Here is a 24,439-nt window from a genome sequence, read left to right as displayed (position 1 = left end):
CATAGGAAGGTGAGCGCGAGATGTCAAATATGTCAACGAACAACATGCCGAACAGCAATTCCAAGCGGATAGCCGCTGAAAAAGCCGCAGCCTATATTCAGGATGGCATGACGGTAGGCTTGGGAACGGGTTCCACGGCATACTGGGCGATCCAGGAAATTGGAAAGAAAGTGCATAACGGTCTGCAAATAAAAGCGGTTGCAACCTCTGTTCAGTCTGAGAAGCTGGCGATAGATCTCGGGATTCCGTTAAGTCCATTTTCAGAAATAGCCGAGATTGATGTGACCATCGATGGGGCCGATGAAGTTGACGGAATGTGGAACTTAATAAAAGGCGGAGGAGGCGCCCTGCTGCGTGAGAAAATCATTGCTTCATCAAGCAAAGAGCTTATTGTCGTTGTGGATGAAAGCAAGGTTGTCGACCGGTTGGGGAAATTCCATTTGCCTGTTGAGGTTGTAAAATTCGGATATGAGCTTACTCGTCGTAAACTTAGCGCACTCGGGTGCGAACCGAAGCTGAGGCTGGTAGATCAGAAGCCGTACATGACCGACAATGGCAATTATATTTTGGATTGTGATTTTAAACAGATCGCCATGCCAAGCGAATGCCACGATGCCATCAACAGCATCCCGGGTGTCGTCGATAACGGGCTATTTATCGGTATGGCGGCCAAAGTTATCGTTGGTTATAAAGACGGATCAGTGAAAGAGTGCTACAATAAGCCCTAAGATACCCTAAAGGAGTGAAGGCGATGGAACATTATTTGTTTAAGCAGTTGGCATTCGTAAGAGCTCAAGTGTTGCTTGCGGTGGAAGGAATAACGGAGGAGACCGCCGACCGGATTCCGGGTGGGTTCCGGAATTCCATCCGTTGGCAGTTAGGGCACATTTATGTGGTAATGGAACGTTACGCTTTTCAGTATATGGGGCTTCCGCTTCGTATGCCTGAGGGGTTCAAAGAACAGTTTGAGTTCAAAACTTCTCCATTAACTACGCCAGCTGACATCGCGGTTCCTTCGCTGCAAGAGTTGACGGCTTTGCTGCGGGAGCAGCCTGAGCGCATTCGCAGCGAACTGAGCGGCCGGCTTCAGGACAGCGTAACCCCGTACACTACTTCGGCAGGCATGAAGCTTGAATCTCTAGAGCAGTTTCTCAGCTTCAATTTATATCATGAAGGCATGCATTTTAGCGTAATTAAACTGTATAAAGTATTGTTATCCAAATAAGTGACAGTCTGAGCGATGGAAGGAGCAACCCTATGAAAAGGTTCGCAAAATTCGCAAGACCTCCCTGCTAAGAGATAACCCCGCGTTGTTCACGAGCACCCCCGAGTTGATTGCGTGCATACATCCAATCAAATTTCGGAGAGGTGCTCCTTATGGACAACACAAAGAATATACGAATTCTGTTTGCATTTCGCTTTTTCTCCAGTCTCATCCCGGCTTACGTTATTGAAAGATTGTACTGGGAGGATCGGGGCATGACCGTTCAGATGGTCGTATATACGGAAATTATTTATGCGCTGACCATCGTGCTGCTAGAAGTTCCAACCGGTGTTATAGCGGACAAATGGGGCCGCAAAAACATGCTCGTGCTCAGCGCGCTGCTTGGATGCAGCGAGTTTCTGCTGCTGCTGGTTGCGACCGAATTTTGGCATTTCGCGCTTGTCGTCTTCTTGGCCGGCATTTCCAGGTCCGCAAGCAGCGGCTCGGATAACGCCATGCTGTACGATACGTTATCGCTGCAGGGCGTGGCGCCGCAGTTCGAAAAGCTGCTTGGACGATTGAATGCCTGCGACTTCATCTCGGCCATCCTCGCGGCTCTTTGCGGAAGCTTTCTCGCGGGGAAATTCGATCTTGAGCTGAACTACTGGTTATCGCTGGTCAGTTCAGCAATTGCTCTTTTCCTTGCTTTCCTGTTGGTCGAGCCCCCTAAGGGATCGCTGGATACGACAGGCAAGGAGGAAATGCCTTCTTTTAGAACGTATGTCACGGCATCGCTGCGTTTTTTTCGGACAAATCCCAATGTCACCCTTGTCCTGCTTTCAGGTATGGTAACAGGTGCGTCGATGAGCTATATAGCAGAATTTTGGCAGCTGTACGCGAACAGACTGGGGACTCCGGTTCTCTTCTTTGGTGTACTGTCTGCCGGGATTATGCTTCTGCAGCTGCCTGGCAATCTCCTTGCTTATGCACTTCTGCGGCGCTTCAGCACCAGGAGACTGATCACCTTCATTATGGCGGGCATCACCCTGGGTTTCATTTTTATTTCCGTTAGCAAAAATGGCGTCGGACTGGCAGCGATGCTGATCGTCTGCCTGTTCTCCGGCGTGATGGAGCCGCTTGCTGCCGGCTATCTGCACCACCGCATTGACTCCGCCATGAGAGCAACGATCGATTCCTTCCAATCGTTAGGCGAGAATGTGCTGAACACGGTTGCAGGTCTTGGCTTCGGCTATTTTGCTGCCCGTTATGACGTTTTCGGCGGTTATGGGTTTATTGCGCTGCTTTGTTTTGTTTTCCTTATTTGGTTTGTTGGCACCTCTTACAAAGTTAAACAAATATAAAGACATAAAAACGGAAGTCCTCGCGACTTCTTTTTTTTGTTTATTTTTATTTTGACGGGGGAGAGCATTGACGGGACGATGTTGGCGCGGTAAAGTAACAGTGACTGGTTATCCAACTTTAGGGAGAGGGTGAAGCGCATGACCAATAGCGGGAAGTTCGCATGGACATGGACGATTCGGGAGGAAGACCTGGAGGAGTACGTCCGGATGCATTTGGCGCCTTGGCCGGAAATTATGGAAGAGCACAGTAATGCTGGGATTAGGGATTATTCCATCTTCCAGAATGGCAATCAATTTTTCTATTGCTTCTTATGCGATGATTTGGAAGCTGCCTTTGCCTATCTGGCAGAGAGCGAGGCATGCAATCGGTGGAACGCCATTACGTCCAAAATGGTCGTAGGTTCCTTCGATTTCCGCGAAGCCGTGCCGATTCAACCGATGCGTGAAGTGTTTTATTTAAAATAGGTCAATTCGTATTGAAAAGGAGTTAAGCGCTTTGACCGCGCTTAACTTCTTTTTTCTAAAGTAAAGGGAATGACGCTAGCAACCGCGAAGAAACACTGCTACAAGACCCTATTCAGGAAGAAAAGTGGTGAGCTTACATGAAGTCGGGCTTCCGCCTGTGGTTTGATGATATCCGCAATATGAGAATTAAAGCGAAGCTGTTTCTGCTCATTACCATTACGATGGCGGTTAGCTCCAGCATTTCGCTGGTGGGCTTGCAGATCGCTTTCTCGATGTATGATCAGCAGATTTATGAGAAATCGTCGCAAGTACTGAATCTCTCCTCTACGTTGATTGAGAATGAATTGAATAAAGTGGAACGGTTGACATTCAGCATTATGTCAGACGAGCAAATTCAACAGCATCTAATTGTTATGAACTCGGCTGAATCGGATTACATTCGCATTCAATCCCGCGCTAAGCTCGTAGACCGGCTTGTCCAATACATTAACTCCGAGACCTATATTTCGGCGGCGGATATTACTGATGTGAAAGGAAACAGCTATTCCAGCGGTAATTTGACAACGCTTTCACCTGATCGGAAAATGCTCATCCAAGAAACGTCCGACCGTGGAGCCGGCAGTTTGGGATGGGTCAATCCGGATGCCCAGGATTATAGTCTCATTGCAACAAGACAAATCCGTTCCTACGACAATTTGGAGTTGAAGAAGCTGGGCAGCCTAGTGCTGCATGTCAATTTGGACAAGATGGTGAATCAATATGCCAGAGAAGCCGTTACCCGGGAAGGCGAGCTTAGTATTGTCTCGAATGGGACCTTAGTGTATCCGCGATCCGTAAGCATGAAGTCGTTAATCAGTGATAACAGTCCTTCCGGACTTTCCCCTAAGGGGTTTCGCATCATGGAACAGGATGGCGAGAAATATTTCGTATCGCATATTCACTCCGATTATTTGGGATGGACGTACTATAACACCCTGCCGTTCCAAAAGATTTTCTATAACCTCACGTTGATGAAAAATTGGATGATTGCCGCGTTTCTGATTTCTTTTTTTCTGCTAGTCGGTTTTGGGATGGCCGTTGCTCGAAGCGTCACCCGCCCCATCGAAGGTCTGATCAGCAATATGCGGGGACTGCAAATCGGCGATCTGGAAAATTCGGAGCTGCCGGCAATAGCGCCTATCTCGCTGCAGATGGATGAAGTCGGACTGCTCCAGCGGACATACCGCATGATGATTGTGCGCATCCAAGAGTTGATCAAGGAAAACTACACGAAACAGTTGATCATCAAAGAAACTGAGTTTCGCTCGCTGCAGGCGCAAATCAATCCGCATTTTCTGTATAACACGCTGGAGTCGATCAACTGGATTTCCAAGATGAACGGGCAGAAGCAAGTTTCTCAAATGGTGGAATCGCTTGGCTACTTGCTTCGTTCGTCGATTAGCCTGAAACAGGATATGATCCCGATCGAAGACGAGCTGAAGCTTGTGCAGCATTATATTACGATTCAGAAGGTCCGTTTTGAAGAACGGCTCGATTTCCGTTTGGATGTTCCTGAAGCTTTAGGAGCTTACTGCATTCCGAAGCTGACGCTGCAGCCGCTTTTGGAAAATGCCGTTAAGTATGCGGTAGAGGTCATGCTTGAACCGTGTGTCATACAAATTTTAGGCCGGGAAGAGGGAGAAAATGTCCTTCTGATCGTTGAGGATAATGGCCCCGGCATCGACGAAACGTATTTGGAACAAATATTGACGGGCGAACGCCAATCCAAAGGGACAGGCATTGGGCTTAAAAATATTGACGAGCGGATCAAGCTGGCGTTTGGCGAGGATTTCGGGATTCAAGTAGAAAATCGACCGGATGGCGGCGCATGTATTACCATCCGTATTCCGATGACGAAAAGAGGGTAACGACTGATGTATAAAGTATTGTTGGTTGATGACGAACGGATGATTCTCGAAGGAATCTCTTCGATTGTAGACTGGAAGTCTGTGGACACCGAGTTAATAGGGACCGCCCGCAACGGGATTGAAGCCTACGCTTTTGTTTGCGAGCACGAGCCTGACATTGTCATCAGCGACATTCGGATGCCGGGCATGGACGGTTTGCAGCTTGTGGCCAAAGTCAAGGAAACGCATCCGCATACGCGCTTTATCATGCTTTCGGGCTTCGATGAATTCGAATACGCCCAAATAGCGATGCAGCATGGCGTCAAGCATTACTTGTTAAAGCCGTGCAACGAAAACAGCATTCTAAAGGCACTCGGTGAAATTACGGCCGAATACAAGCAGGAGGAGAGCAAGGAAGACTTTATCCAGTCGATGAAAGCGAATTTGCAGAAGGTGCTGCCCCATGTAAAAGAGCAATTTTTGAAAGAATTCGTGACGAATAAATCGTATGGCAGCCGGGATTGGGAGTATTACCAGGATTTATTCGGTCTGCATGTCGGCGCCAGAAAAGTTCGTTTATTGCTGTTCCGGCTCGAAGACAAATTCGAATATGAGCATTTATTTGCTTTGAAAAATATTGCCGAAGACATTCTCGATGAGCCGCTGTTAAGCTCCACCATTGCAGAGCACATCTTGGTGCTGATCGAGGATCAGGATGATATGAAGCGTCTGCAGGAGCATATTGAAGAAATCAGGCGTATTTTTATGCTGTATTACAAAATAGATACGACAGCCGCCTTAAGCGAGGCCGGGGAAATCGGGGAGGCTAGGCGGCTCTACTTGCAAGCGATTGATTGCTTGAGCCACCGGTTCTACCTTAGTGAGGGCGGACTTATCACGATGCGCGATATTTTGGATTCTGCGCAGCCCAGCAAAGCGGACTTCGTATACGATGACGATCGCATCCTCTTTCCGATCCGGGCAGGCAATTGGGAAGAAGCCGAGGCCAGTATTGAAGCGTTTCACACCGTTTTAGTGAATTCCAGGTTAGACATTCAGACGACCAAATCGTATGTCATCCAAAGCTTTATTTCCATGACAAGATTGTGTGCCGAACCTCAAATGCACCAGTATATGGGGCTCATTGGCCAAATCTCGCAGATGGAAACGCTGCAGGCGAGCATTCAATTGCTGAAGCAAACCGCATCTGAAATTACCCACGTCATTTTCGAACAAAACAGAAACAAGCACTCGCAAGTCATTCAGAAGGTTATCGAAATCGTCAATGCGGAGCTCGCCAACCCCGAGCTGTCGCTCAACTGGGTCGCTCACAAAATGCTGTATATGAATCCGGATTATTTGGGGAAATTGTTCAAAAAAGAGACCGGCGAGCGTTTCTCGAACTATGTAGTTACCGTGAGAATCAAAAAAGCAATGGACCTTATTAAATCAAACGATGATGTCAAAATGTTCGAATTAGCGGAACAATTAGGATTTGGCGATAATCCGCAGTACTTTTCTCAAGTGTTTAAAAAGGTCGCGGGCTGCGCTCCTTCCGAGTACAAAAAGCTGACGTTGTAGAAAAGGTACTCACTGTTTTTTGAACATTTAACGCGGTAAATTAGATTCAACTTTCGCTCCAGCCAGCCCATAATAAGAAATGTGGAGCGCAGGGTACCTAGGGGGACGCTTACGATGAAACGCAGACTATTACCGGCCATACTCCTAATTCCATTGTTATTCACGGTCATCGGATGCAGCGCGAATGAACCTTCAGCGGGCGGCAAACCGAGGACGATTGAGTCCGGACAAAGCGATCGTGAACAAGATGTTAAGCTGCGAATTGCATGGTGGGGCGGTCAAGCGAGGCATGATTATACGCTGAAACTCATTGCCATGTACCAGGAGCTAAACCCGAATGTAAAGATTGATACGGAATATGCCGGTTTTGATGATTTCTGGAAGAAGCTGGCGCCGCAAGCAGCGGCCAATCAGCTGCCCGATATTATCCAGATGGACATCTCGTACCTGACCCAATATGCCACGAAGGATCAATTGGAGGATTTGTCCCAACTGACGAACAGCGGGACGATCGATGTGCGCTCAGCTTCGCCGGAAACGATTGATTCCGGACGAGTCGGCGGAAAACTGTACGGCATACCGTTAGGCGTTAATGCGATGGGGACCACTTACGATGCCGCTATGCTGAAGGAGGCGGGCATATCGTCCATCCCGCAGGGCTGGACCTGGTTCGATTTGGAGCAGATCGCCAAGCGGATGAAGGAAAAAGGGAAAGTGCTTGATCATATGCGTTTCGATCAGTTTTTTCCTTACTACCTGCGTACCCAAGATCAGCACTATTTTAGCCAGGATGGCACGAGTCTTGGGTTTAGCGATCCCCGATATTTTATAGATTACTTCACCATGTATCTCAAATGGTACGAAGCCGGCTATATGCGGGACTGGGGGAAAGAAACGCTGTCCAAGCTGACGCCGGAGGAGAACCCGATTGCCCTAGGGGATGGCTTCATGACCATGGCATGGTCCAATCAATTCTCGACGCTGCAGGAGGCCGCCAAAAAGCCGCTGAGCTTAACCGGACTGCCCGGACCGAATGGCAAGCAAGGGCTGTATCTAAAGCCAACCATGCTGTTCTCCATCCCCAAAAGCTCGAAGCAGAAGAAGGAAGCGGCCAAATTCATCTCCTGGTTTTTGAACGATATGGAGGCCAATAAACTGATCAAAGGCGACCGGGGAATTCCGATCTCATCGAAGGTCAAAGCAGGCTTGGAGCCTACGCTCTCCGCAGAAGAGAAGAAGGTGTACGACTACGTCGCATGGGCGGAGAAGAACAGCAGTCCCATGGATCCCCCTGATCCTATCGGGTCAGCGGAGGTTAGCAAGCTGCTCCGCGATATGCAGGAGCAAATCTTATTTCGCAAAATCTCGGTCGAAGGCGCCGCGACGAAATTTATGAACGAAGCCAACGCCATTTTGGCTAAAAATAAGAAGTGATCGTCCGTCCGTTCCAACACGCTGTGCGGGTACAAACGGGTGGCTGTTAACCGGCCACCCGCCAAATAGATAGAAATAGACGAGCTTAAGGGAGTGGAATTATGAAACTACGTGAAAATGATCACATAGTCGGCTATGTGTTTGTCTCGCCTTTCATTCTTGGTTTTTTGATCTTCACGCTGTTTCCGATGTTTTCTTCGCTGTATTTTTCATTTACAGAATACGATTTATTGTCAGCTCCGCGATGGGTCGGATTTGCAAACTACCAGAAGATGTTCACGGATGACGACAAAATCATCGATTCGATTCGGGTCACGCTTACTTATGTGCTCACGTCCGTCCCGATGCGGCTCATCATCGCCTTGCTGGTAGCTATGCTGCTTAACCGCGCGGTCAAAGGAATCGGGCTATACCGGGCCACGTATTACTTGCCGTCTTTGATTGGCGGAAGCGTAGCGGTATCGATCATGTGGCGTCAAATTTTCGGGGACAAAGGCCTTATCAATGCTTTCCTGGGCAGTATAGGTGTCCACACCACCACCTCTTGGATCGGTTTGCCGGCTACCGCGCTTGGCACACTGGTGCTCTTGTCGGTCTGGCAGTTCGGTTCTTCCATGCTTATTTTCCTTGCCGGACTCAAAAATATTCCAGGCACGTATTACGAAGCGGCCAGCGTGGACGGCGCAGGCCCTGTGCGCAAGTTTTTTCATATCACGCTGCCTTTGTTAAGTCCAATCATTCTGTTTAATTTAATTCTGCAAACGATTTCGGGCTTCCTGACCTTCACGCCGGCTTATATCATTTCCAACGGCGAAGGCGGTCCGCTGAACAATACACTGCTGTATTCGCTATATTTATTCCATCGGGCTTTCGTCTTTTTCGAAATGGGTTATGCCTCCGCTATGGCGTGGTTTATGCTCATCTTAATCGGGCTCATTACCTTGGTTATTTTCAAAACATCTAAATATTGGGTTCATTACGAGAGCTAGGAGGGATCTGACATGGTATTTCGCACAAAAAATATGAAAACATTGCTGTATCACCTGTTCGTCTGCCTCATCGCGATTACAGCGATATATCCGATTCTATGGCTGGTCGCCAGCTCCTTAAAGCCAAACGATGAGATTTATACGACGGCCACCTCACTGATCCCCAGCAAGATTGAGTGGAACAACTATGTGACAGGTTGGAAGGGGTTTGCAGGCATCACGTTTGCAACCTTTATGAGAAATAGTTTCATTATCGTTATTCTTTCGACGATCGGCGCGGTAGCTTCCTCCGCTTTAGTAGGATATGGCTTTGCGCGTATCCGTTTTGCGGGAAGCAAGTTCTGGTTTTCCATGGTCATGCTGACCTTGCTGCTGCCTCAAGATGTGACGATCATTTCGCAATATATATTGTTCGCCAAAATTGGCTGGTTATCGAGCTTCAAGCCGATTATTGTGCCGCAATTTTTCGGGATTCCGTTCTTTATCTTTCTGATTATGCAATTTATCCGCACGATTCCGCCTGAACTCGATGAAGCCGCCAAAATGGACGGCTGCAGCAAGTACAGCATTTTCTACAAAATCATCATCCCGCTTATCGTTCCAGCTCTTGTGACGTCTGCGATCTTTTCCTTCTACTGGAGATGGGACGATTTCTACACACCGCTGTTATATTTAAATAATGCCAAGCTGTATCCGGTTTCCCTGGCGCTTAAGCTATTCCTCGACAGCGAGTCCTTAAACAACTGGGGCGGGATGTTTGCCATGTCGACGTTATCGCTGGTTCCGATTTTCGTGGTATTTATGATTTTCCAGAAATATATCGTTGACGGAATCTCGACGAGCGGTTTGAAGGGGTAACGGAGATGAATGCTTATATAACCAATAACGACCAACAGGGAGGAAATGAAGAGATGCCAGCCTTACAATTCGATCCAGATGAAATCCGTAAAGTAATTGACCGTGTTGTTCATAGAACGTTCCGTATGGACTTTAATTGGGACTGGCCTGGCGGCGTAGCTTTCTATGGCGTTACAGAAGCTTATGAGGCTACGGGCAAAGAAGAGTATCTCCACCTGTTAAAAGAATGGGTAGATGAGAAGCTGGAGGATGGGCTGCCCAAGTTATCCGTCAACGGCATCTCGATCGGCCACTCCTTGCTGACCCTGTACAAAGAAACCGGCGAAGACCGGTATATGGAAATCGCTACGCAAATGGCTGACTTCTTGAAACATGAAGCGGAGCGATTCGGGGAAGGCATTTTCCAACATACCGTGAACTCGGAAACATACAATTTTCCTGAGCAGGCATGGGTGGATACGATGTTCATGGCGGGCTATTTCCTGGTTCGCATCGGATCAATGCTGAATCGTGAGGATTATTTCGAAGATGGCTTGAAGCAGTATCACGGTCATGAGAATGTGCTGCAGGATGCCGCGACGAACCTGTATTATCACGGCTGGGACAATCTGGCGCAGAATCATATGTCCGGCATCTATTGGGCCCGCGGCAATGCATGGGCGGCTATTACAATGGCGCGCGCCTTGAGACTCGTGCATGTGACGCATCCTTCCTTCATGATTATTGAAGGCTCGCTGCGCGATCAATTGAGCGCTCTGGTTCGATTGCAAGACGAGAGCGGGTTATGGCATACCGTCCTGACGGACAAGGATGCCTATCTGGAAACATCGGGCTCGGCGGGGATCGCGGCTGCCTTAGTCGGTGCCGGACCGCTGTATAATAAATATACGAATAAATCGATCCAAGGCATCTTATCGCGTATCTCCGAAGACGGGACGATCACAGGCGTTTCGGCCGGCACTGCGGTGATGCGGGATATTGACGGGTACAAAGGTGTGCCTTACAAGCGGATTCAAGGATGGGGGCAAGGGTTGGGACTCACCTTCTTATCCTCACTGCTGAATCGCAGAGACTGGTAGGCGTTCGTGGGATGAGCATACATTTCCGATTTGATTTTGGACCGGAACAAAGCGCTGTGAAGGAGGGCTATACCAAAGTTAGCCAGGGCGCATTTTATAATGAGAAGAATGGTTTTGGCTTTCTGAGTGGTGCTGAGGTATACGAACGGGATCGCGGACGGCCCGAAGTTCTTCGTCGAGACTTCTGCATTCCTGTCGGTGCTGTGTTCGCCGTAGATTTGCCGATCGGTAATTACACGATTCATACGTTAATGGGCGACCTCATAACGGCAACTTCGACAGGTTTGAAGGCGGGGCAGGGAAGACTTTTGCTTTCAGAATGCCGCACAGCTGCCGGAGAGTTTGTGTCAAACAGCTTTAGCGTTCACGTGGAGGATGGACAGTTGAGACTGGCGTTCTCAGGCTTAGCACCGCGCATTAATGCGCTGGAGGTCGTTTCGGCTCCGCAAGCGTCTACATTGTACATGGTCGGTGACTCCACGGTAACGGATCAGCCTCAGGATGGTTATCCTTATACGGGGTGGGGGCAAATGCTCCCGCTTTTCATCAAAGCGGACGCTGCGGTAGCGAATTATGCGGTCTCTGGCCGCAGCTCCAAAAGCTTCCTGAATGAAGGGCGGTTCGCCCCCATTCTTGATAAAATCAATGCCAATGATTATTTGTTCATCCAGTTTGGGCATAACGATCAGAAGTTGGATGAGGAGCGGGCGACATCTCCTTTTACAACCTATAAAGAGCATTTGGCGATTTATATTCATGAAGCCAGGACGCGGGGAGCTGTTCCCATTCTAGTCACGCCTGTGCAGCGGAGATTTTTTGATAGCGACAGTAAAATCATCGACACGCATGGCGACTATACTACCGCTATGAAACAGTTGGCGGAGGAAGAGGACGTTCTCCTGATCGATTTGGCTGAGGAGAGCAAGCAATTGTTCGAATCGCTAGGTCCTGAGGAAACCAAATCCCTGTTCATGTGGGCATGGCCGGGCGAATTTCCGAACTTCCCAAAAGGCGCAGAGGATAATACGCATTTCCAAGAAAAAGGCGGTATCGCTATCGCCGAATTAGTCGCAGCATGCATTCTCAAGCAGCAAATACAGCCACTTCAGCGCTATCTTCGATAATATTTTCTAACGGAACCGGGCGGACCAGTCTATGATAGACATGGAATAGCCTGGTTCTTTGGTTATTCTGTCACAATAGGCGGATTAGGGGCGTTCGTATGGAATGAGGGGGGGGGGCCGATTTGGGGCTGGGGTTTACTGCATTGAGCGTGTCTATCCAGGCTTTTCTCCTGCCTATATTGCATTATGTGCAATGAAATGGGGGTTATTTGGAGGTTTGGCAGCCCTTCATTGTATGAAATACAATGATATGTGCTCAACATGCGTCCAATACCCCGTTTTATGGGGAAATCGTTGTACAAAGTACAACGTAGCTTGCTGTAACAGCGAGATTTGGCAGAAATGGTTGTACAATGTGCAACCTAGGGCCGATTATATACTCCAACACATCCCATTTACCTGACGTGACCGCAAGTGCAACAATCTACTCCATCCTATCTACCAGACCGCACAAGAGCAACAATCTACTTCATCCATCTACCAGACCACACAAGTGCAACAATCAACTCCATCCCATCTACCAGACCACACAAGTGAATCAATCTACTCCATCCCATCTACCTGACCACACAAGTTAACAATCTACTCTATCCATCTATCTGACCACACGAGTGCAACAATCTACTCCATTCTTCTACCTGACCACTCAAATGCAGCAATCTACCCCATCCCATCTGCATATTCTACTGGCGAATCCACGTAAGCCAGTATTCAGCTGCCCCTATTCGCGCTTCTCGCACGCTCCAGCCTATGGGTGAATACACTAAAGTACATTTACGCAAACGGGCGATGGGGGAGGAAAAAAGGTGAAAAGGAAGTTAACGGTAAAACGGGACCCGGGTGATTTTCGCGATCATTTTTATCGAAGCGTTAATTATGTCAGGGAATCCCAGCTGCCGCGTAAAGTTGACTTGCGCAGCAAGCTTTCTCCAATTGTGAATCAAGGGAATTTAGGTTCCTGCACGTCGAATGCCATCGTAAGCGGACTGCGAGAATATTGGCTGCGTCAAGAAAGCGATTCAGCGCCGCGGCTATCGCGGCTTTTTCACTATTGGCATGAGCGGAAGCTGGAAGGTACCGTCAGTCGGGACTCTGGCGCAACGGTTCGCGACGGGATGAAGGTACTGCACAAAATCGGTGTTTGTCCTGAAAGCGAATGGCCGTATCAAATTGCCAAGTTTAAAGATAAGCCTGATGCGGAGGCTGAGCAAACCGCAGGAACTTACCGAATCGGCGGCTATCATCGCATTCAAGATTTGGCAGGTATTAAAGCCGCATTGGCAGACGGTCAGCCTGTCGTTTTCGGGATATGGGTCTATGCTTCATTTGAAAGCCCGTCTGCTGCCCAAACGGGACGAATCCCGTATCCCAACAGGAAAACAGAAATGCTCCTAGGTGGTCATGCGATGCTGGCCGTCGGTTACAAGGATGGCAAGAAGAAAGGTCAGGGGGTCGTCATCGCCCGCAATTCATGGGGAAAAGGCTGGGGGGATCAAGGCTACTGCTACTTGCCCTATTCCTTTTTCAAAAACAAGGGGCTGACATTTGATTATTGGACTGGAAAATAAAGCCTTGGAGGGGATGAAGCTGTGATGAGTGTTGAAGATGCTAATAAAATCATTGCCTTTTTATCTGCGGCCTATATGGCGACGGACGATCCGCAGGCAAGAGAAGAGTTTCACCGATTAGCCAATGAGCTGAGGAAAGCATCCGGACAGCCCTTGCAATAACCGAAATTTCATAAGAAACGAGGAGCGGCTTTATGCCAAAAGATGATATGCTCAAACTGTTGATATTGGTGCTTTTTGTTCTGCTTTCCCTTATCCTCCTTATAGTGCAGTAAAAGCAAAACAGCCGTATAACGAGAATCGTCTCGTTACTGCCGGCTGTTTTTGTTTTTGAATTAAAACCCTTTGTATTGAGGTTCTTCGTTTTCCAATTGCTGTACGCGGGAGGAGACTTGATTAACAATGTCTTGTGCGGCCATTGCGGCAGTTTCATAGAGCTGTTTAGCTTCTTGATTTTGCGTGCTTAACGCAAAGGTCTCTAGGCTTGCTTGTGCGCTTTTGAGGGAAGCTAAGGTCGTTTTTACTTGAGCAGCTACAGTCATGTAGACACCTCTTCATGTTGGATTAGCAAGCAAATGGACATAACGATTTCATTTGTTTGCGCTCATTAATATACCCCGACTTTCCCTCCTCATAATTGACAATTAAATACAAATCATTTCAATGATAACGAGGTCTCATTTTGCGCATAATGACTTTGTTTGAAGCTTTAGGAAAGAGAGGGAACGGATAGTGGCAGATTGGGTACATATCATTATTAGAGCGTTAAGCGCACTAAGTATTCTGTTCGTACTAACAAGAATTCTGGGGAAGAAGCAGATATCTCAATTGACTTTTTTTGAATATGTCATTGGGATTACGCTGGGTGATTTAGCCGGTGTCATTTCAACGGATGTGGAAAGCAACTTCTTTCATGGGGTCATTGCTATATTAGTCTGGTGTCTTGTGCCCTTTTTATTGGAAATTTTGGCGCTTAAGAGCAAAACTTTGCGCGTATGGTTCGAGGGAAAAGGCACGGTGCTTATTAAAGACGGAAAAGTGCTTGAGGAAAATTTGAAAAAAGAAAGATATACAGGGGACGAGCTTCTAGAGCAGTTGCGGACGAAAAGTGTTTTCCGGCTGGCGGATGTGGAATTTGCCATGCTCGAATCGAGCGGTGATTTAAGCATCTTGCTGAAAAGCGACGTGCAGCCCCTGACACCTAAACATCTTGGGATGAAAATGATGACGGAAAAACCGAATCACACGGTCATTATGGATGGCGAGATTCAGGGGGAACCGCTTGCTGCGGCAGGCAAAGGCGTAGGATGGCTGCAATCGGAACTGGATAAGCTAGGAGTAACGAAGGAAAATGTATTTTTTGGCCAAGTGGACACCAATGGGGAATTGACCGTGGATCTTTATGACGACAAGCTGAAAGTTCCTCAGCCGAGCGAAAGACCTGCGCTACTCGCCACTCTGAAGAAAAGTGAAGCGGACCTTGAGCTGTATTCCTTATCCACGGAGCATCCCGAAGCCAAGAAGATGTATCAAGATTGCTCGGAGAAACTGACGAAAGTCATTCAAGATCTCCACACCCTGTTAAAATCCTAACCATGCAGGAGGGAAAGTATGGCCGACAATAAGAAGAAGAATCTCACAATGACCCAGCAGGAATATCAGGAATTGGCAAAGCGGGTCGAGCCGAAGAGGCCTGTGTTGAAAAATTGCATTAGGGCTTTTTTAGTTGGCGGGGTCATTTGTTTGATCGGTGAATGCTTTATGCAAATGTTCATTAATTGGTTTGGTTTTACGGAAAAAACAGCCGGCAATCCGACGGTTGCCGTATTAATTATTATTTCAGTCATTTTGACGAGCTTCGGCATCTACGACAAAATTGCGCAATGGGCAGGAGCTGGCAGTGCTGTACCGGTTACAGGATTTGCGAACTCCCTTTGTTCTGCGGCGATCGAGCATAAGAGCGAAGGACTGGTCCTTGGCGTTGGCGGGAACATGTTCAAACTCGCTGGCTCGGTTATCGTGTTTGGCACAGTGGCTGCGTTTGTTGTCGGTCTTTTGCATTTAATCATTATGGGTGGGGGCTGATCGTATGCTGAAAGGGCATCAAAGCTGGGTCTTCGAGAACCGCCCCGTCATCCTGTCCACAGGAACGGTCGTTGGGCCTGATGAAGGCGAAGGGCCTCTTGCCAAAGACTTCGATATCGTCCATGGCGATCTGACCGTCGGACAGAAAACATGGGAAAAAGCGGAGAAAGCGCTGCTCGAGGAAGCCGCGCAGCACGCTTTAGACAACGCCGGGCTTACCGGCGGTCAGATTCAGTTCTATATCGGAGGCGATCTGATGAATCAGATCATCTCCAATACGTTTGCGGCGCGCACGCTGGGCATGCCGTATCTCGGCATCTTCGGCGCTTGCTCGACGTCGATGGAAGGGTTGGCGCTGGCCGCGCAGCTGTTGGATTCAGGGGCGGCCAATTATGCGATGGCAGGAACCTGCAGCCATAACTGCACGGTGGAGAAGCAGTTCCGCTATCCGACGGAGTACGGATCGCAGAAGCCGCCGACAGCGCAGTATACGGTGACGGGCGCCGGGGTCGCGGTGCTCGCCAAGACGGGGGACGGCCCCGTCATCACCGCGGCAACCATTGGGCGTGTCGTGGATATGGGCATTACCGACCCGTTTAACATGGGCGCTGCGATGGCGCCGGCGGCTGTCGATACGATTCAGGCGCACTTTCGCGATCTGGGCCGTGAGCCGGGGTATTACGACCTGATTGTGACCGGCGATCTCGCCGCGGTTGGCTCCGAAATTGCGCGCGAGCTGTTTCATAAGCACAAGGTTCCGATTGACCAAACGACGTATGACGATTGCGGTTTAATGATCTATGAGCGGGGCAGGCAGAATGTGCAAGCGGGAGGCAGCGGCTGCGGGTGCTCGGCAACGGTTACTTACGGTCATCTTCTCAAACGTATGAAGAAGGGGGAGCTGAAACGTATTCTGGTTGTGGCTACAGGCGCTTTACTGTCTCCGCTTTCCTTCCAGCAAGGGGAAAGCATCCCTTGTATTGCGCATGCAGTTTCAATAGAGTCTGGAGGGTTGTACGCATGAACTTTTTTTGGGCTTTTGTCATTGGCGGCGCGATTTGCGTCTTTGGGCAGCTTTTAATGGATGTTGGCAAGCTGACGCCGGCACATACCATGAGCACGCTCGTTGTCCTTGGCGCTATCGCAGACGGCTGCAATCTGTACGATCCATTCATTGAATTTGCCGGTGCGGGAGCGACCGTTCCGATTACCAGTTTCGGCAATGCCTTAGTGCATGGCGCGCTTGAGGAGCTGCATAAGGACGGGTATATCGGCATCATCACAGGGATATTCAAAGTGACCAGCGCGGGGATATCGGCCGCGATTATTTTCTCGTTTATTGCCGCCGTTTTTGTTAAGCCAAAAGGCTGAATCAAAACAAAGGAGTTAAGCAGCTTGTGTGCTTAACTCCTTTGTTTTTTGGTAACCATCGCTACCGAGGGCCGGAGATCCGCAAGAAAGTACCTTTAACACCAATTTATTCACATGGTTAATTTTAACAAATAAATTTAGAGGAAATACAAGTATACGGACGAAATACTTTACTGTAAACTGGATTTACGCACTTTTTCTCTTTATTTTAAGGATTACTGTCATATTAGGCGTTTTTTCGCCTAATCGTAGCGATTGGATGAGGTTTCTACATATAGCAGAGCAAACACCTACGAATCTCAACTCATGCTTTATGACAACGTAAATTTCCTTACAAAACTCAGCAGCTCTTACGACGTAAGTTTCTTGCGAAAACGCTAAGGAGGATTAAGACATGGAAACTGCCACCCATCATCATGTAGAAGTTTTAGCTAGGCTGAAAACGAATTTAGAATCATGCATTCTCGGGAAGAGTGCTGAAATTGAATTGCTGCTTACTGCGATGCTGGCCGGTGGGCATGTTTTGCTTGAAGATGTGCCTGGTACAGGCAAAACGGTGCTGATCAAGGCTCTCGCGCGTTCGATCGACGGCCAATTCCGCCGTATCCAGTGTAATCCCGATCTATTACCATCCGATATTACCGGTGTTTCTATATATCATCCCAAAGAAGAAAAATTCCTGTTTCGTTCCGGGCCTATTATGGCGAATATTTTGCTCGTAGATGAAATCAACCGTGCAACGACCAAAACACAATCGGCTTTGCTGGAAGCAATGGAAGAGCATCATATTACGGTAGACGGCGATATTCATGAGCTGCCTTCGCCTTTCCTGATGCTGGCTACCCAAAATCCGATTGATTTCGAAGGCACTTACATATTGCCGGAAGCACAGCTCGACCGCTTTATGGTTAAACTTAGCCTAGGCTACCCTAGCGAAGCGGCTGAGAAGCAAATGATTGCCTCCCAAAGCAAAGCCCATCCGATGGAAGCTTTGCATCCCGTGATGGATACATCCGAAGTTTTGGCCGCGCAGGAGCAGGCTCGCAGCGTACATATGGATGATGCAGTGGCGGATTATTTAGTCAACATCACCAGAAAAACGCGCGAGCATCCGGCTGTATTTCTTGGCGCAAGTCCGCGGGCTACGCTGTCGCTGGTGCTTGCATCCAAAGCTTTTGCCTTCTTGAGGGGCCGAGATTATGTCATCCCTGATGACATCAAGTACCTAGCGCCATACGTGCTCGGTCACCGGATGATTCTTCATTCCGAAGCGCGCATGGACGGGGCCACGGTGACTTCTGTTCTCGGCGCGATTTTCGAGCAGGTTCGCGTGCCGGTTCGATTGGAGAAGTGAGCCTATGACGCGACCGGTATTCAAGCGATTCGGGGAACGTCCCCGGTTTCCGGCTCCTCTATGGCTATTGATTTCATGCTTCGCGGCTAGCTTATTCTTCCTGCTGTTTCAAGGGGGGAAGCTGGCCTCCATGCTTTTTATTATCATCGCCTTATTGTCAGTTTATCTGCTCTCCGGCAACTGGAGCGGCATCAAGCGCGCTCAAGGAACGCGCAAGCTGTCCGTTACCGGGCAGGATGCCCAACTTGAGGCGGGGCAATCGCTGCAAATCGGGATTAGCGTGCAAATTCCAGGCTTCTGGCCGATTCCTTATATGATCATTAAGGATCAGTTTATTCGTCAGAGCGGAGAAGAAACTATCTTCGAAGGTTCGTTGATCCCGGATTGGAAGCGGAGAGGGGAACTGTTGTACAGCACGCCTCCGCTGCGAAGGGGATATTACCGGTTCGGTGAGACGGAATGTGTGACCGAGGATATTTTCGGCTTCTTCCAACACAAAGGACGTTTGGAGCTGCAGCAATCGATTACGGTTTATCCGCAAACCGTAGCGATCCGGGAATGGGCCCAGTTCCACCAAATGCTCAAAGGCATGCAGCATCATTCCACGACGACAAGGGCTCACCGGGAAACGACGCAAATTAACGGCGTCCGCGAGTATATTTACGGTGATCGGTTATCCCGTATTCACTGGAATGCAACCGCCAAGACTGGGACCTGGAAGTCGAAAGAGTTCGAGCGGGAGTCGCTGCCCAAAACGATTGTTTTACTAGACCGGACGGCTCGCGCTTATGGCGACGCTGCCGAATTTGAACTAGCCGTGTCTGTGGCCGCATCTTTGTTCCGTTATGGAGCGGGCCGCGATTTGGCGTTGGGACTGCTTTCAATCGGCAAAGAATCCACGTATTTTGAACCGAAACAAAGCCAAAACCATCATAAGCATATTTTAAAACATTTGGTCGGCGTTGAGGCCGACGGCTTTCACCCGCTGCAGCAAATTTTAAAAGAACATTCGCGGGAACTGCCTGCCGGCTGCTTCTTTGTCCTTATTTCGCCGCAGAAGGGCTCCGTGATGATGCAGGTGCTGACGCAGCTCTCGCATCTTCAAATGAACCCTTGTCATATGTGGGTTCATGCCGAACCGTCCCATGTTTTCCAACTGCAGGGCATGGAGCAGGAGAGCGCGAAGAATGACTGGATCAAAGCGATTCGCTCACAAGGTTATATGGGGTATGAGGTCAGTCAGTTATCGGACTTGCCTAACCTGCTGGGAGGGGCGAAACGGTATGCTTAACTCATTCTGGAAAGGATTTCTTTTTAAGGATTGGGAACAACGCGCTACTGCGATACTTACAGGAATTTTCCTGTATCAGTTTGTGATTTGGATCATGAAGGAAGATGGCTTATGGCTTCCGGAAACGGTCGCCTTTGTCACATGGACACTTAGCCTTACGGCTGCCACATACCTGATTCCGCACCTTCGCCGCGCATGGCGCGTCTTGATTCAATTTGTTTTGGTCATCGGGCTTCACCTCATAGGGATGGGTTATCATTATGCCGCTGTGAAGGTGACGACTTGGAAAAGTGCGCTCAAATGGATCGCCTTGAATGCAGGTCAGTTAGAACCGTACATTTGGTTCAGCCTAGTCGCGTGGCTCGCTTATTTGTTTGCCATGTGGTCGGTGACATCCAGACTGCGCGTGTTTGTGCTCATTGCAGTCAGTATTTTATTTTTTGCCATACGGGACTCCTTTAGTACGATCTTCCTGTGGCCTCAAGTTGCGATGGTGATCTTCTGCGGCTTTTCGCTGCTGATGGTTCGTCACTTCGCCAAGCTGAAGAAGCGAGCTCCAGTCATTTGGGAGACGATTACCGATTATCCGTCATCTATCCTGCTTCCAATCGGACTGATTGTTGGCATTATTTCTCTTGTCGGGTTATTCGCACCTACGGTAGACCCTGTCTTAACCGATCCTTACACGGCCTACAAGGTTAGTCGAGGAGAACCCGTTCCTTTATTGGGAAAAGGGGTCAGCGTGGCGGCCTCTGCTGCCGATTCTTCGTCCGGCTACAGCAGGGATGACAGCCATCTCGGCGGCGGTTTTCAATTTGATTACACGCCCGTTATGACGGTTGAAACGAGCAAACGTACTTATTTCCGTGGCGAGACGAGAGCGCAATACAATGGAAAAGGGTGGGAGCTCAGTGCAACGGAGAAGAAGCTGCCGGTCAATCGGGTCAATCTGAACACGCTGCCGCTTGATCCAAGGTTTGATCTGTCGCTCTTGAAAACGCAAGAAGTCAAGCAAACCGTTGTGATGCAGAGGGAAGAGGTTTTTCCGGTTCTCTTCGGGGGTTACGCCATCCAGCGTTTGGTGGAAGTGAACCAAGGCGAGAATCCGTTCCAGCGCATTCTATGGTCGCCACGACAATCCGAGCTCCGTTTTGCGAGCAAAACGAGTTATCCCAAAGAATATGCGATTATTTCAGAGGAGCCCATTCTGGATGTAGAGCAATTGCGTGAGGTTAATGTTGATTATACGAACAAGCCGGAATGGGCGGAGTATTTGCAGGTGCCTGCGGATCTTCCGGACCGTGTCAAACAGCTTGCTCTCGACATTACCAAATCAGCTACGAATTCGTATGATAAGGCGAAACTGATCGAGGCTTATTTGTCAGAGCATTTCCCGTATACGAACACTCCGGACGAAAGCAAAGGCAAGAGCAAAGATTTTGTAGACCGTTTCTTGTTTGAAATCAAACAGGGGTACTGCGATTACTATTCTACGTCAATGGCCGTGCTTGCCCGTTCGATCGGACTGCCGACCCGCTGGGTGAAGGGTTACTCCTCTGGAGCTTCTCCTGTCCCTGATCAGATAAGGGAATTCGGTATTTTGAGTCAATTGGGCGAAGACATCGATAGAGATGCTGCAGGCACCTACACAGTCCGTAACTCGGACGCGCATTCCTGGGTTGAAGTGTATTTTGAAGGCTTTGGCTGGATTGCTTTTGAGCCGACTTCCGGCTTCACGCTGCCGAATGTGTTTCCTGAGAAAACGCCGCCGCCCGTTGATCTCTCCACGGAGAGCGATCCTGTTACATTGCCTGAAGAAACGGTGCAGCCTCCAAGCTTTACATGGCTTTGGTTGACGCTCAGCGGTATTGGTATCGCTGCTGTGGCAGCTGCCGGCGCTGTGTTCTTCTTCCGCAGTGCGTACCTTCGGGAATGGCGTAAACGCAGAAAGCAGCTGAAAGCCGTTAACTTCAATCAGAAAATTATCGTTGAATTCGAAAAACTGCTGCGCATGAGCCGGCGCAAAGGATACACCAGACTCGAGCATGAAACGATGCGTGAGGCGACAGCCCGTTGGTCCAGCCAGAGCAAATGGATGAAAAACGACCTGGAAACGGTGCTTGAGTTGTTCGAACGTGCGAAATACAGTCAGGCGGTTTCGTCCGAAGCCGACTATCAAACCGTGAGCCAATCTATTTCCAAATTAAAAGAACAAATGAAATAGATACTTCAAGCCACTCACCCTCAAGGGAGGGTGGCTTTCATAATGAGAGGAGCATTTACATATGGCATTTATTGATTGCAACTTTTATTCGGATACACTTGGTGTTTCAGCTTCCATGTATGTCATTTTGCCGCAAGCGGCTCAAAATCAGATCGGGATGTCTTCTGAGAGCTATGGGAAAAAGCATCCGACGCTGTATTTATTGCACGGTTTATCGGACGATCACACGATATGGATGCGGAGAACCTCGATTGAGCGTTATGCCGCCCAATTAGGGATTGCCGTCGTGATGCCTGCCGTGAATCGGAGTTTTTATGCGGATATGGCGGCAGGTCCGAAATATTGGTCGTTTATTAGTGAAGAACTGCCGGCGTTAGCGAGATCCTTTTTCCCGCTGGCGGAGGAAAGAGAATTGAATTATGCAGCGGGCTTGTCAATGGGCGGATATGGCGCCATGAAATTGGCGCTTACTCATCCGGACCGGTTTGCAGCCGCCGCCAGCTTATCGGGTGCACTTGACATTTCGCATAGAGCTTTAAACTTTCCGGACGATTTTAAGCTGATCTATGACGATGTGACGAAAATCAAAGGCAGCGGGAACGATTTGTTTTACTTGGCGGAGCAGGTGGCAGCTAACAAGGGTGTGAAACCCCAGCTTTATCAGTGCTGCGGTACGGAAGATTTTCTATATGAAGATAACATTCGCTTCCGTGACTATTGCCGGGAATTGGGACTAGACTTAACCTACGAAGAGGAGCCGGGCGAACATGAGTGGGGCTATTGGGACCGCAAAATCCAAAATGTCCTGAACTGGCTGCCGCTTCCAGCCCGTACCTAGTGGGAAAATATGTTCTTTTCTTTTTGCAACAAACGGGTCACTATGGTATAGTTTCTCGTATATGTCGAGGAAGCAGTTGGAGGGAAATGGTTTGCTGAAAAAGCTCGTACCCAGACAGTCTGTACATACAATCTATGATATTGATGCCAATCATCTATGGGGATTTGGTGTTCGCGGTATTATTACTGATCTCGATAACACGCTCGTCGGCGCACGCGATCCGCATGCGACCCCTGAGTTAATAGAGTGGTTGAATCATTTGCAGAAAATGGGCTTTAAGGTCGTTATTGTATCCAACAATAATCATGGCCGCGTATCTGCTTTTGCAGAACCGTTAGGCATTCCATTCATTCACCGGGCCAAGAAACCATGGAACGTTTCATTTCACAAGGCTATGAAGCTGCTTGGTACGAATGCGAGACAAACAGCTGTCATAGGCGACCAAATGCTGACGGATGTGCTTGGCGGCAATCGAATGGGGCTTTACACGATTCTGGTGAATCCGATTTCCATCAATGACGAAGGTTTTTTCACGCGAATTAACCGGCGGATTGAGAAATGGGCGAATGCCAGGATGAAGAATTAGGAGGTTTCATGAGTACAGAAACGATTATTCATTGTGCGGGTTGCGGCGTATTGCTGCAAACAGAAGACAAGACCAAGCTCGGATTTATTCCGGCAGAAGCGCTGCAGAAGGAGCCGTTGATTTGTCAGCGCTGCTATCGGATCAAGCATTATAACGAATCTTCAAGCATCACGCTGCAGCAGGACGACTTCCTGAAATTGCTCGGACATGTCGGTCAAACCAAAGCGTTGGTTGTGAAGATTGTAGATATTTTCGATTTTGAAGGCAGCATGATCTCCAGTTTAAGCCGGTTTGTCGGTTCGAATCCGGTACTGCTTGTCGTCAACAAAATTGATTTGCTGCCGAAAGTGACCAATGCCAACAAGATTATCAATTGGGTGCAGCGCAGAGCCAAAGAGGCGAACCTCAAGGTTGTTGACATTATCCTTTGCAGCGCCAAGAAAAACATCGGCTTCGACCGTGTGATTACGGCTGTGCAGGAATACCGCGGCAACATGGATGTGTATGTTGTCGGTGCTACGAATGTCGGCAAATCGACGCTGATCAACCGTTTAATCAGTGATTACAGCGATTTGGAAGCGGAGCTAACGACATCCCAGTACCCGGGCACGACGCTGGATTTGGTCAAAATCCCGCTCGATGATGGCCGGTTTATCGTAGATACGCCGGGGATTGTGCACTTGCACCGTTTAACTGAGGTGGTGAAGAAGCGCGATCTGGCCCGTATTATGCCTGATAAGCCGCTCAAACCGATCGTCTTTCAACTGAATGAAGCACAGACGCTGTTCTTCGGTGCTTTAGCCCGGTTTGATTTTATTAAAGGCGACCATCAGTCGTTTACTTGCTACATCTCCAATGCGATCCAAATTCATCGCACGAAGCTGGAGCGGGCTGATGAGCTGTACGAAGGACATAAGGGCGTAATGCTTGCGCCTCCGAACGAAGCGGATTTGGACGAGCTGCCTAAATTTGTGAAGCATGGGATCAACATTCCTAAGGGGAAACAAATGGATGTGCTCATCTCCGGTTTAGGATGGATCAAAGTGAATAGTGTTTCCGGAGCGCAACTTGCCGTTCACGCACCGAAGGGGATTAAGGTTATCGCACGTGAGTCATTGATATAGGGGGACCAGAGGAAACC

24 protein-coding genes are annotated in these 24,439 nt (G+C 48.8%); 23 read left to right on the top strand and 1 reads right to left on the bottom strand.

The features are described 5' to 3' along the window. The first annotated feature begins 20 nt into the window (after positions 1 to 20). The 13 genes from rpiA (at position 21) to GC097_RS26920 (ending at position 13,711) form a co-directional block, all read left to right on the top strand. Positions 21 to 728, top strand: coding sequence for a ribose-5-phosphate isomerase RpiA (gene rpiA / locus GC097_RS26980; RefSeq protein ID WP_281364368.1), 708 nt, complete (start codon positions 21 to 23; stop codon positions 726 to 728). A gap of 23 nt (positions 729 to 751) precedes the next feature. Beyond that, entirely contained in the window at positions 752 to 1,225 is a 474-nt protein-coding gene (locus GC097_RS26975; protein ID WP_171686347.1) for a DinB family protein, read from the top strand. Positions 1,226 to 1,377: 152 nt separating this feature from the next. Next, complete coding sequence (locus tag GC097_RS26970) at positions 1,378 to 2,565, top strand: MFS transporter (protein ID WP_171686346.1); 1,188 nt, start codon at positions 1,378 to 1,380, stop codon at positions 2,563 to 2,565. 138 nt (positions 2,566 to 2,703) lie between these two features. After that, positions 2,704 to 3,030, top strand: a complete 327-nt coding sequence (locus GC097_RS26965) for an L-rhamnose mutarotase (RefSeq protein ID WP_171686345.1) — start codon at positions 2,704 to 2,706, stop codon at positions 3,028 to 3,030. A gap of 137 nt (positions 3,031 to 3,167) precedes the next feature. Beyond that, on the top strand, positions 3,168 to 4,937 hold the full coding sequence (locus GC097_RS26960; RefSeq protein WP_171686344.1) for a sensor histidine kinase: 1,770 nt from the start codon (positions 3,168 to 3,170) through the stop codon (positions 4,935 to 4,937). A gap of 6 nt (positions 4,938 to 4,943) precedes the next feature. Then, a complete protein-coding gene (locus tag GC097_RS26955; protein ID WP_171686343.1) occupies positions 4,944 to 6,497 on the top strand; it encodes a response regulator transcription factor in 1,554 nt (517 codons plus the stop codon). A gap of 114 nt (positions 6,498 to 6,611) precedes the next feature. Continuing rightward, positions 6,612 to 7,931 carry an ABC transporter substrate-binding protein gene (locus GC097_RS26950; protein WP_171686342.1) on the top strand — a complete coding sequence of 440 codons (1,320 nt, stop codon included), beginning with the start codon at positions 6,612 to 6,614 and terminating at the stop codon, positions 7,929 to 7,931. 101 nt (positions 7,932 to 8,032) lie between these two features. Beyond that, on the top strand, positions 8,033 to 8,920 hold the full coding sequence (locus GC097_RS26945) for a carbohydrate ABC transporter permease (protein ID WP_171686341.1): 888 nt from the start codon (positions 8,033 to 8,035) through the stop codon (positions 8,918 to 8,920). A 12-nt stretch (positions 8,921 to 8,932) separates the two neighbouring features. Next, positions 8,933 to 9,778, top strand: coding sequence for a carbohydrate ABC transporter permease (locus GC097_RS26940; RefSeq protein ID WP_171686340.1), 846 nt, complete (start codon positions 8,933 to 8,935; stop codon positions 9,776 to 9,778). A gap of 53 nt (positions 9,779 to 9,831) precedes the next feature. Beyond that, a complete protein-coding gene (locus GC097_RS26935) occupies positions 9,832 to 10,857 on the top strand; it encodes a glycoside hydrolase family 88/105 protein (RefSeq protein ID WP_171686397.1) in 1,026 nt (341 codons plus the stop codon). Positions 10,858 to 10,868: 11 nt separating this feature from the next. Continuing rightward, entirely contained in the window at positions 10,869 to 11,981 is a 1,113-nt protein-coding gene (locus GC097_RS26930) for a rhamnogalacturonan acetylesterase (protein WP_171686339.1), read from the top strand. 806 nt (positions 11,982 to 12,787) lie between these two features. After that, on the top strand, positions 12,788 to 13,549 hold the full coding sequence (locus GC097_RS26925) for a C1 family peptidase (RefSeq protein ID WP_171686338.1): 762 nt from the start codon (positions 12,788 to 12,790) through the stop codon (positions 13,547 to 13,549). Between the two features lie 24 nt (positions 13,550 to 13,573). After that, positions 13,574 to 13,711: an N-acetylmuramoyl-L-alanine amidase gene (locus GC097_RS26920; protein WP_216625891.1), complete on the top strand. Its 138-nt coding sequence runs from the start codon at positions 13,574 to 13,576 to the stop codon at positions 13,709 to 13,711. A 173-nt stretch (positions 13,712 to 13,884) separates the two neighbouring features. On the opposite strand, the gene GC097_RS26915 is transcribed toward GC097_RS26920, so the two are convergent. Beyond that, entirely contained in the window at positions 13,885 to 14,091 is a 207-nt protein-coding gene (locus GC097_RS26915; RefSeq protein WP_127449940.1) for a DUF1657 domain-containing protein, read from the bottom strand. Positions 14,092 to 14,281: 190 nt separating this feature from the next. Here GC097_RS26915 and GC097_RS26910 point away from each other — a divergent pair, with 190 nt between their 5' ends. The 10 genes from GC097_RS26910 to yqeH all read left to right on the top strand — a co-directional run bounded on the left by GC097_RS26910 (position 14,282) and on the right by yqeH (position 24,422). Continuing rightward, on the top strand, positions 14,282 to 15,142 hold the full coding sequence (locus GC097_RS26910; protein ID WP_171686336.1) for a DUF421 domain-containing protein: 861 nt from the start codon (positions 14,282 to 14,284) through the stop codon (positions 15,140 to 15,142). An 18-nt stretch (positions 15,143 to 15,160) separates the two neighbouring features. Beyond that, a complete protein-coding gene (gene spoVAC, locus GC097_RS26905; RefSeq protein ID WP_171686335.1) occupies positions 15,161 to 15,634 on the top strand; it encodes a stage V sporulation protein AC in 474 nt (157 codons plus the stop codon). 4 nt (positions 15,635 to 15,638) lie between these two features. Further along, complete coding sequence (gene spoVAD, locus GC097_RS26900; protein WP_171686334.1) at positions 15,639 to 16,658, top strand: stage V sporulation protein AD; 1,020 nt, start codon at positions 15,639 to 15,641, stop codon at positions 16,656 to 16,658. Continuing rightward, complete coding sequence (gene spoVAE / locus GC097_RS26895; protein WP_127449933.1) at positions 16,655 to 17,005, top strand: stage V sporulation protein AE; 351 nt, start codon at positions 16,655 to 16,657, stop codon at positions 17,003 to 17,005. The genes spoVAD and spoVAE overlap by 4 nt, the downstream gene beginning before the upstream one ends. A gap of 394 nt (positions 17,006 to 17,399) precedes the next feature. Beyond that, positions 17,400 to 18,359 carry an AAA family ATPase gene (locus tag GC097_RS26890; protein ID WP_171686333.1) on the top strand — a complete coding sequence of 320 codons (960 nt, stop codon included), beginning with the start codon at positions 17,400 to 17,402 and terminating at the stop codon, positions 18,357 to 18,359. Positions 18,360 to 18,363: 4 nt separating this feature from the next. Then, positions 18,364 to 19,650, top strand: a complete 1,287-nt coding sequence (locus tag GC097_RS26885) for a DUF58 domain-containing protein (RefSeq protein WP_171686332.1) — start codon at positions 18,364 to 18,366, stop codon at positions 19,648 to 19,650. Beyond that, the gene (locus tag GC097_RS26880; protein ID WP_171686331.1) at positions 19,643 to 21,874 is read left to right on the top strand and encodes a transglutaminase domain-containing protein; all 2,232 of its coding nucleotides are present in this window, start codon (positions 19,643 to 19,645) and stop codon (positions 21,872 to 21,874) included. Before GC097_RS26885 ends, GC097_RS26880 begins: the two co-directional genes overlap by 8 nt. A gap of 61 nt (positions 21,875 to 21,935) precedes the next feature. Continuing rightward, positions 21,936 to 22,712, top strand: coding sequence for an alpha/beta hydrolase (locus GC097_RS26875; protein WP_171686330.1), 777 nt, complete (start codon positions 21,936 to 21,938; stop codon positions 22,710 to 22,712). Between the two features lie 91 nt (positions 22,713 to 22,803). After that, on the top strand, positions 22,804 to 23,298 hold the full coding sequence (locus GC097_RS26870; protein WP_171686329.1) for a YqeG family HAD IIIA-type phosphatase: 495 nt from the start codon (positions 22,804 to 22,806) through the stop codon (positions 23,296 to 23,298). Between the two features lie 8 nt (positions 23,299 to 23,306). Beyond that, the gene (gene yqeH, locus GC097_RS26865; RefSeq protein WP_171686328.1) at positions 23,307 to 24,422 is read left to right on the top strand and encodes a ribosome biogenesis GTPase YqeH; all 1,116 of its coding nucleotides are present in this window, start codon (positions 23,307 to 23,309) and stop codon (positions 24,420 to 24,422) included. The last annotated feature ends 17 nt before the right edge of the window (positions 24,423 to 24,439 follow it).

This window comes from Paenibacillus planticolens, assembly GCF_013141725.1.
GTDB lineage: Bacteria > Bacillota > Bacilli > Paenibacillales > NBRC-103111 > Paenibacillus_E > Paenibacillus_E planticolens.
Note: the sequence above shows the minus strand (reverse complement) of the source record. Positions and strands in the feature narration are given on the sequence as shown.

Coding starts and splice junctions, on each gene's coding strand:
- rpiA (WP_281364368.1), top strand. CDS start 21: ATGTCAAATATGTCAACGAACAACATGCCGAACAGCAATTCCAAGCGG.
- GC097_RS26975 (WP_171686347.1), top strand. CDS start 752: ATGGAACATTATTTGTTTAAGCAGTTGGCATTCGTAAGAGCTCAAGTG.
- GC097_RS26970 (WP_171686346.1), top strand. CDS start 1,378: ATGGACAACACAAAGAATATACGAATTCTGTTTGCATTTCGCTTTTTC.
- GC097_RS26965 (WP_171686345.1), top strand. CDS start 2,704: ATGACCAATAGCGGGAAGTTCGCATGGACATGGACGATTCGGGAGGAA.
- GC097_RS26960 (WP_171686344.1), top strand. CDS start 3,168: ATGAAGTCGGGCTTCCGCCTGTGGTTTGATGATATCCGCAATATGAGA.
- GC097_RS26955 (WP_171686343.1), top strand. CDS start 4,944: ATGTATAAAGTATTGTTGGTTGATGACGAACGGATGATTCTCGAAGGA.
- GC097_RS26950 (WP_171686342.1), top strand. CDS start 6,612: ATGAAACGCAGACTATTACCGGCCATACTCCTAATTCCATTGTTATTC.
- GC097_RS26945 (WP_171686341.1), top strand. CDS start 8,033: ATGAAACTACGTGAAAATGATCACATAGTCGGCTATGTGTTTGTCTCG.
- GC097_RS26940 (WP_171686340.1), top strand. CDS start 8,933: ATGGTATTTCGCACAAAAAATATGAAAACATTGCTGTATCACCTGTTC.
- GC097_RS26935 (WP_171686397.1), top strand. CDS start 9,832: ATGCCAGCCTTACAATTCGATCCAGATGAAATCCGTAAAGTAATTGAC.
- GC097_RS26930 (WP_171686339.1), top strand. CDS start 10,869: ATGAGCATACATTTCCGATTTGATTTTGGACCGGAACAAAGCGCTGTG.
- GC097_RS26920 (WP_216625891.1), top strand. CDS start 13,574: ATGAGTGTTGAAGATGCTAATAAAATCATTGCCTTTTTATCTGCGGCC.
- GC097_RS26915 (WP_127449940.1), bottom strand. CDS start 14,091: ATGACTGTAGCTGCTCAAGTAAAAACGACCTTAGCTTCCCTCAAAAGC.
- spoVAC (WP_171686335.1), top strand. CDS start 15,161: ATGGCCGACAATAAGAAGAAGAATCTCACAATGACCCAGCAGGAATAT.
- spoVAD (WP_171686334.1), top strand. CDS start 15,639: ATGCTGAAAGGGCATCAAAGCTGGGTCTTCGAGAACCGCCCCGTCATC.
- spoVAE (WP_127449933.1), top strand. CDS start 16,655: ATGAACTTTTTTTGGGCTTTTGTCATTGGCGGCGCGATTTGCGTCTTT.
- GC097_RS26890 (WP_171686333.1), top strand. CDS start 17,400: ATGGAAACTGCCACCCATCATCATGTAGAAGTTTTAGCTAGGCTGAAA.
- GC097_RS26885 (WP_171686332.1), top strand. CDS start 18,364: ATGACGCGACCGGTATTCAAGCGATTCGGGGAACGTCCCCGGTTTCCG.
- GC097_RS26880 (WP_171686331.1), top strand. CDS start 19,643: ATGCTTAACTCATTCTGGAAAGGATTTCTTTTTAAGGATTGGGAACAA.
- GC097_RS26875 (WP_171686330.1), top strand. CDS start 21,936: ATGGCATTTATTGATTGCAACTTTTATTCGGATACACTTGGTGTTTCA.
- yqeH (WP_171686328.1), top strand. CDS start 23,307: ATGAGTACAGAAACGATTATTCATTGTGCGGGTTGCGGCGTATTGCTG.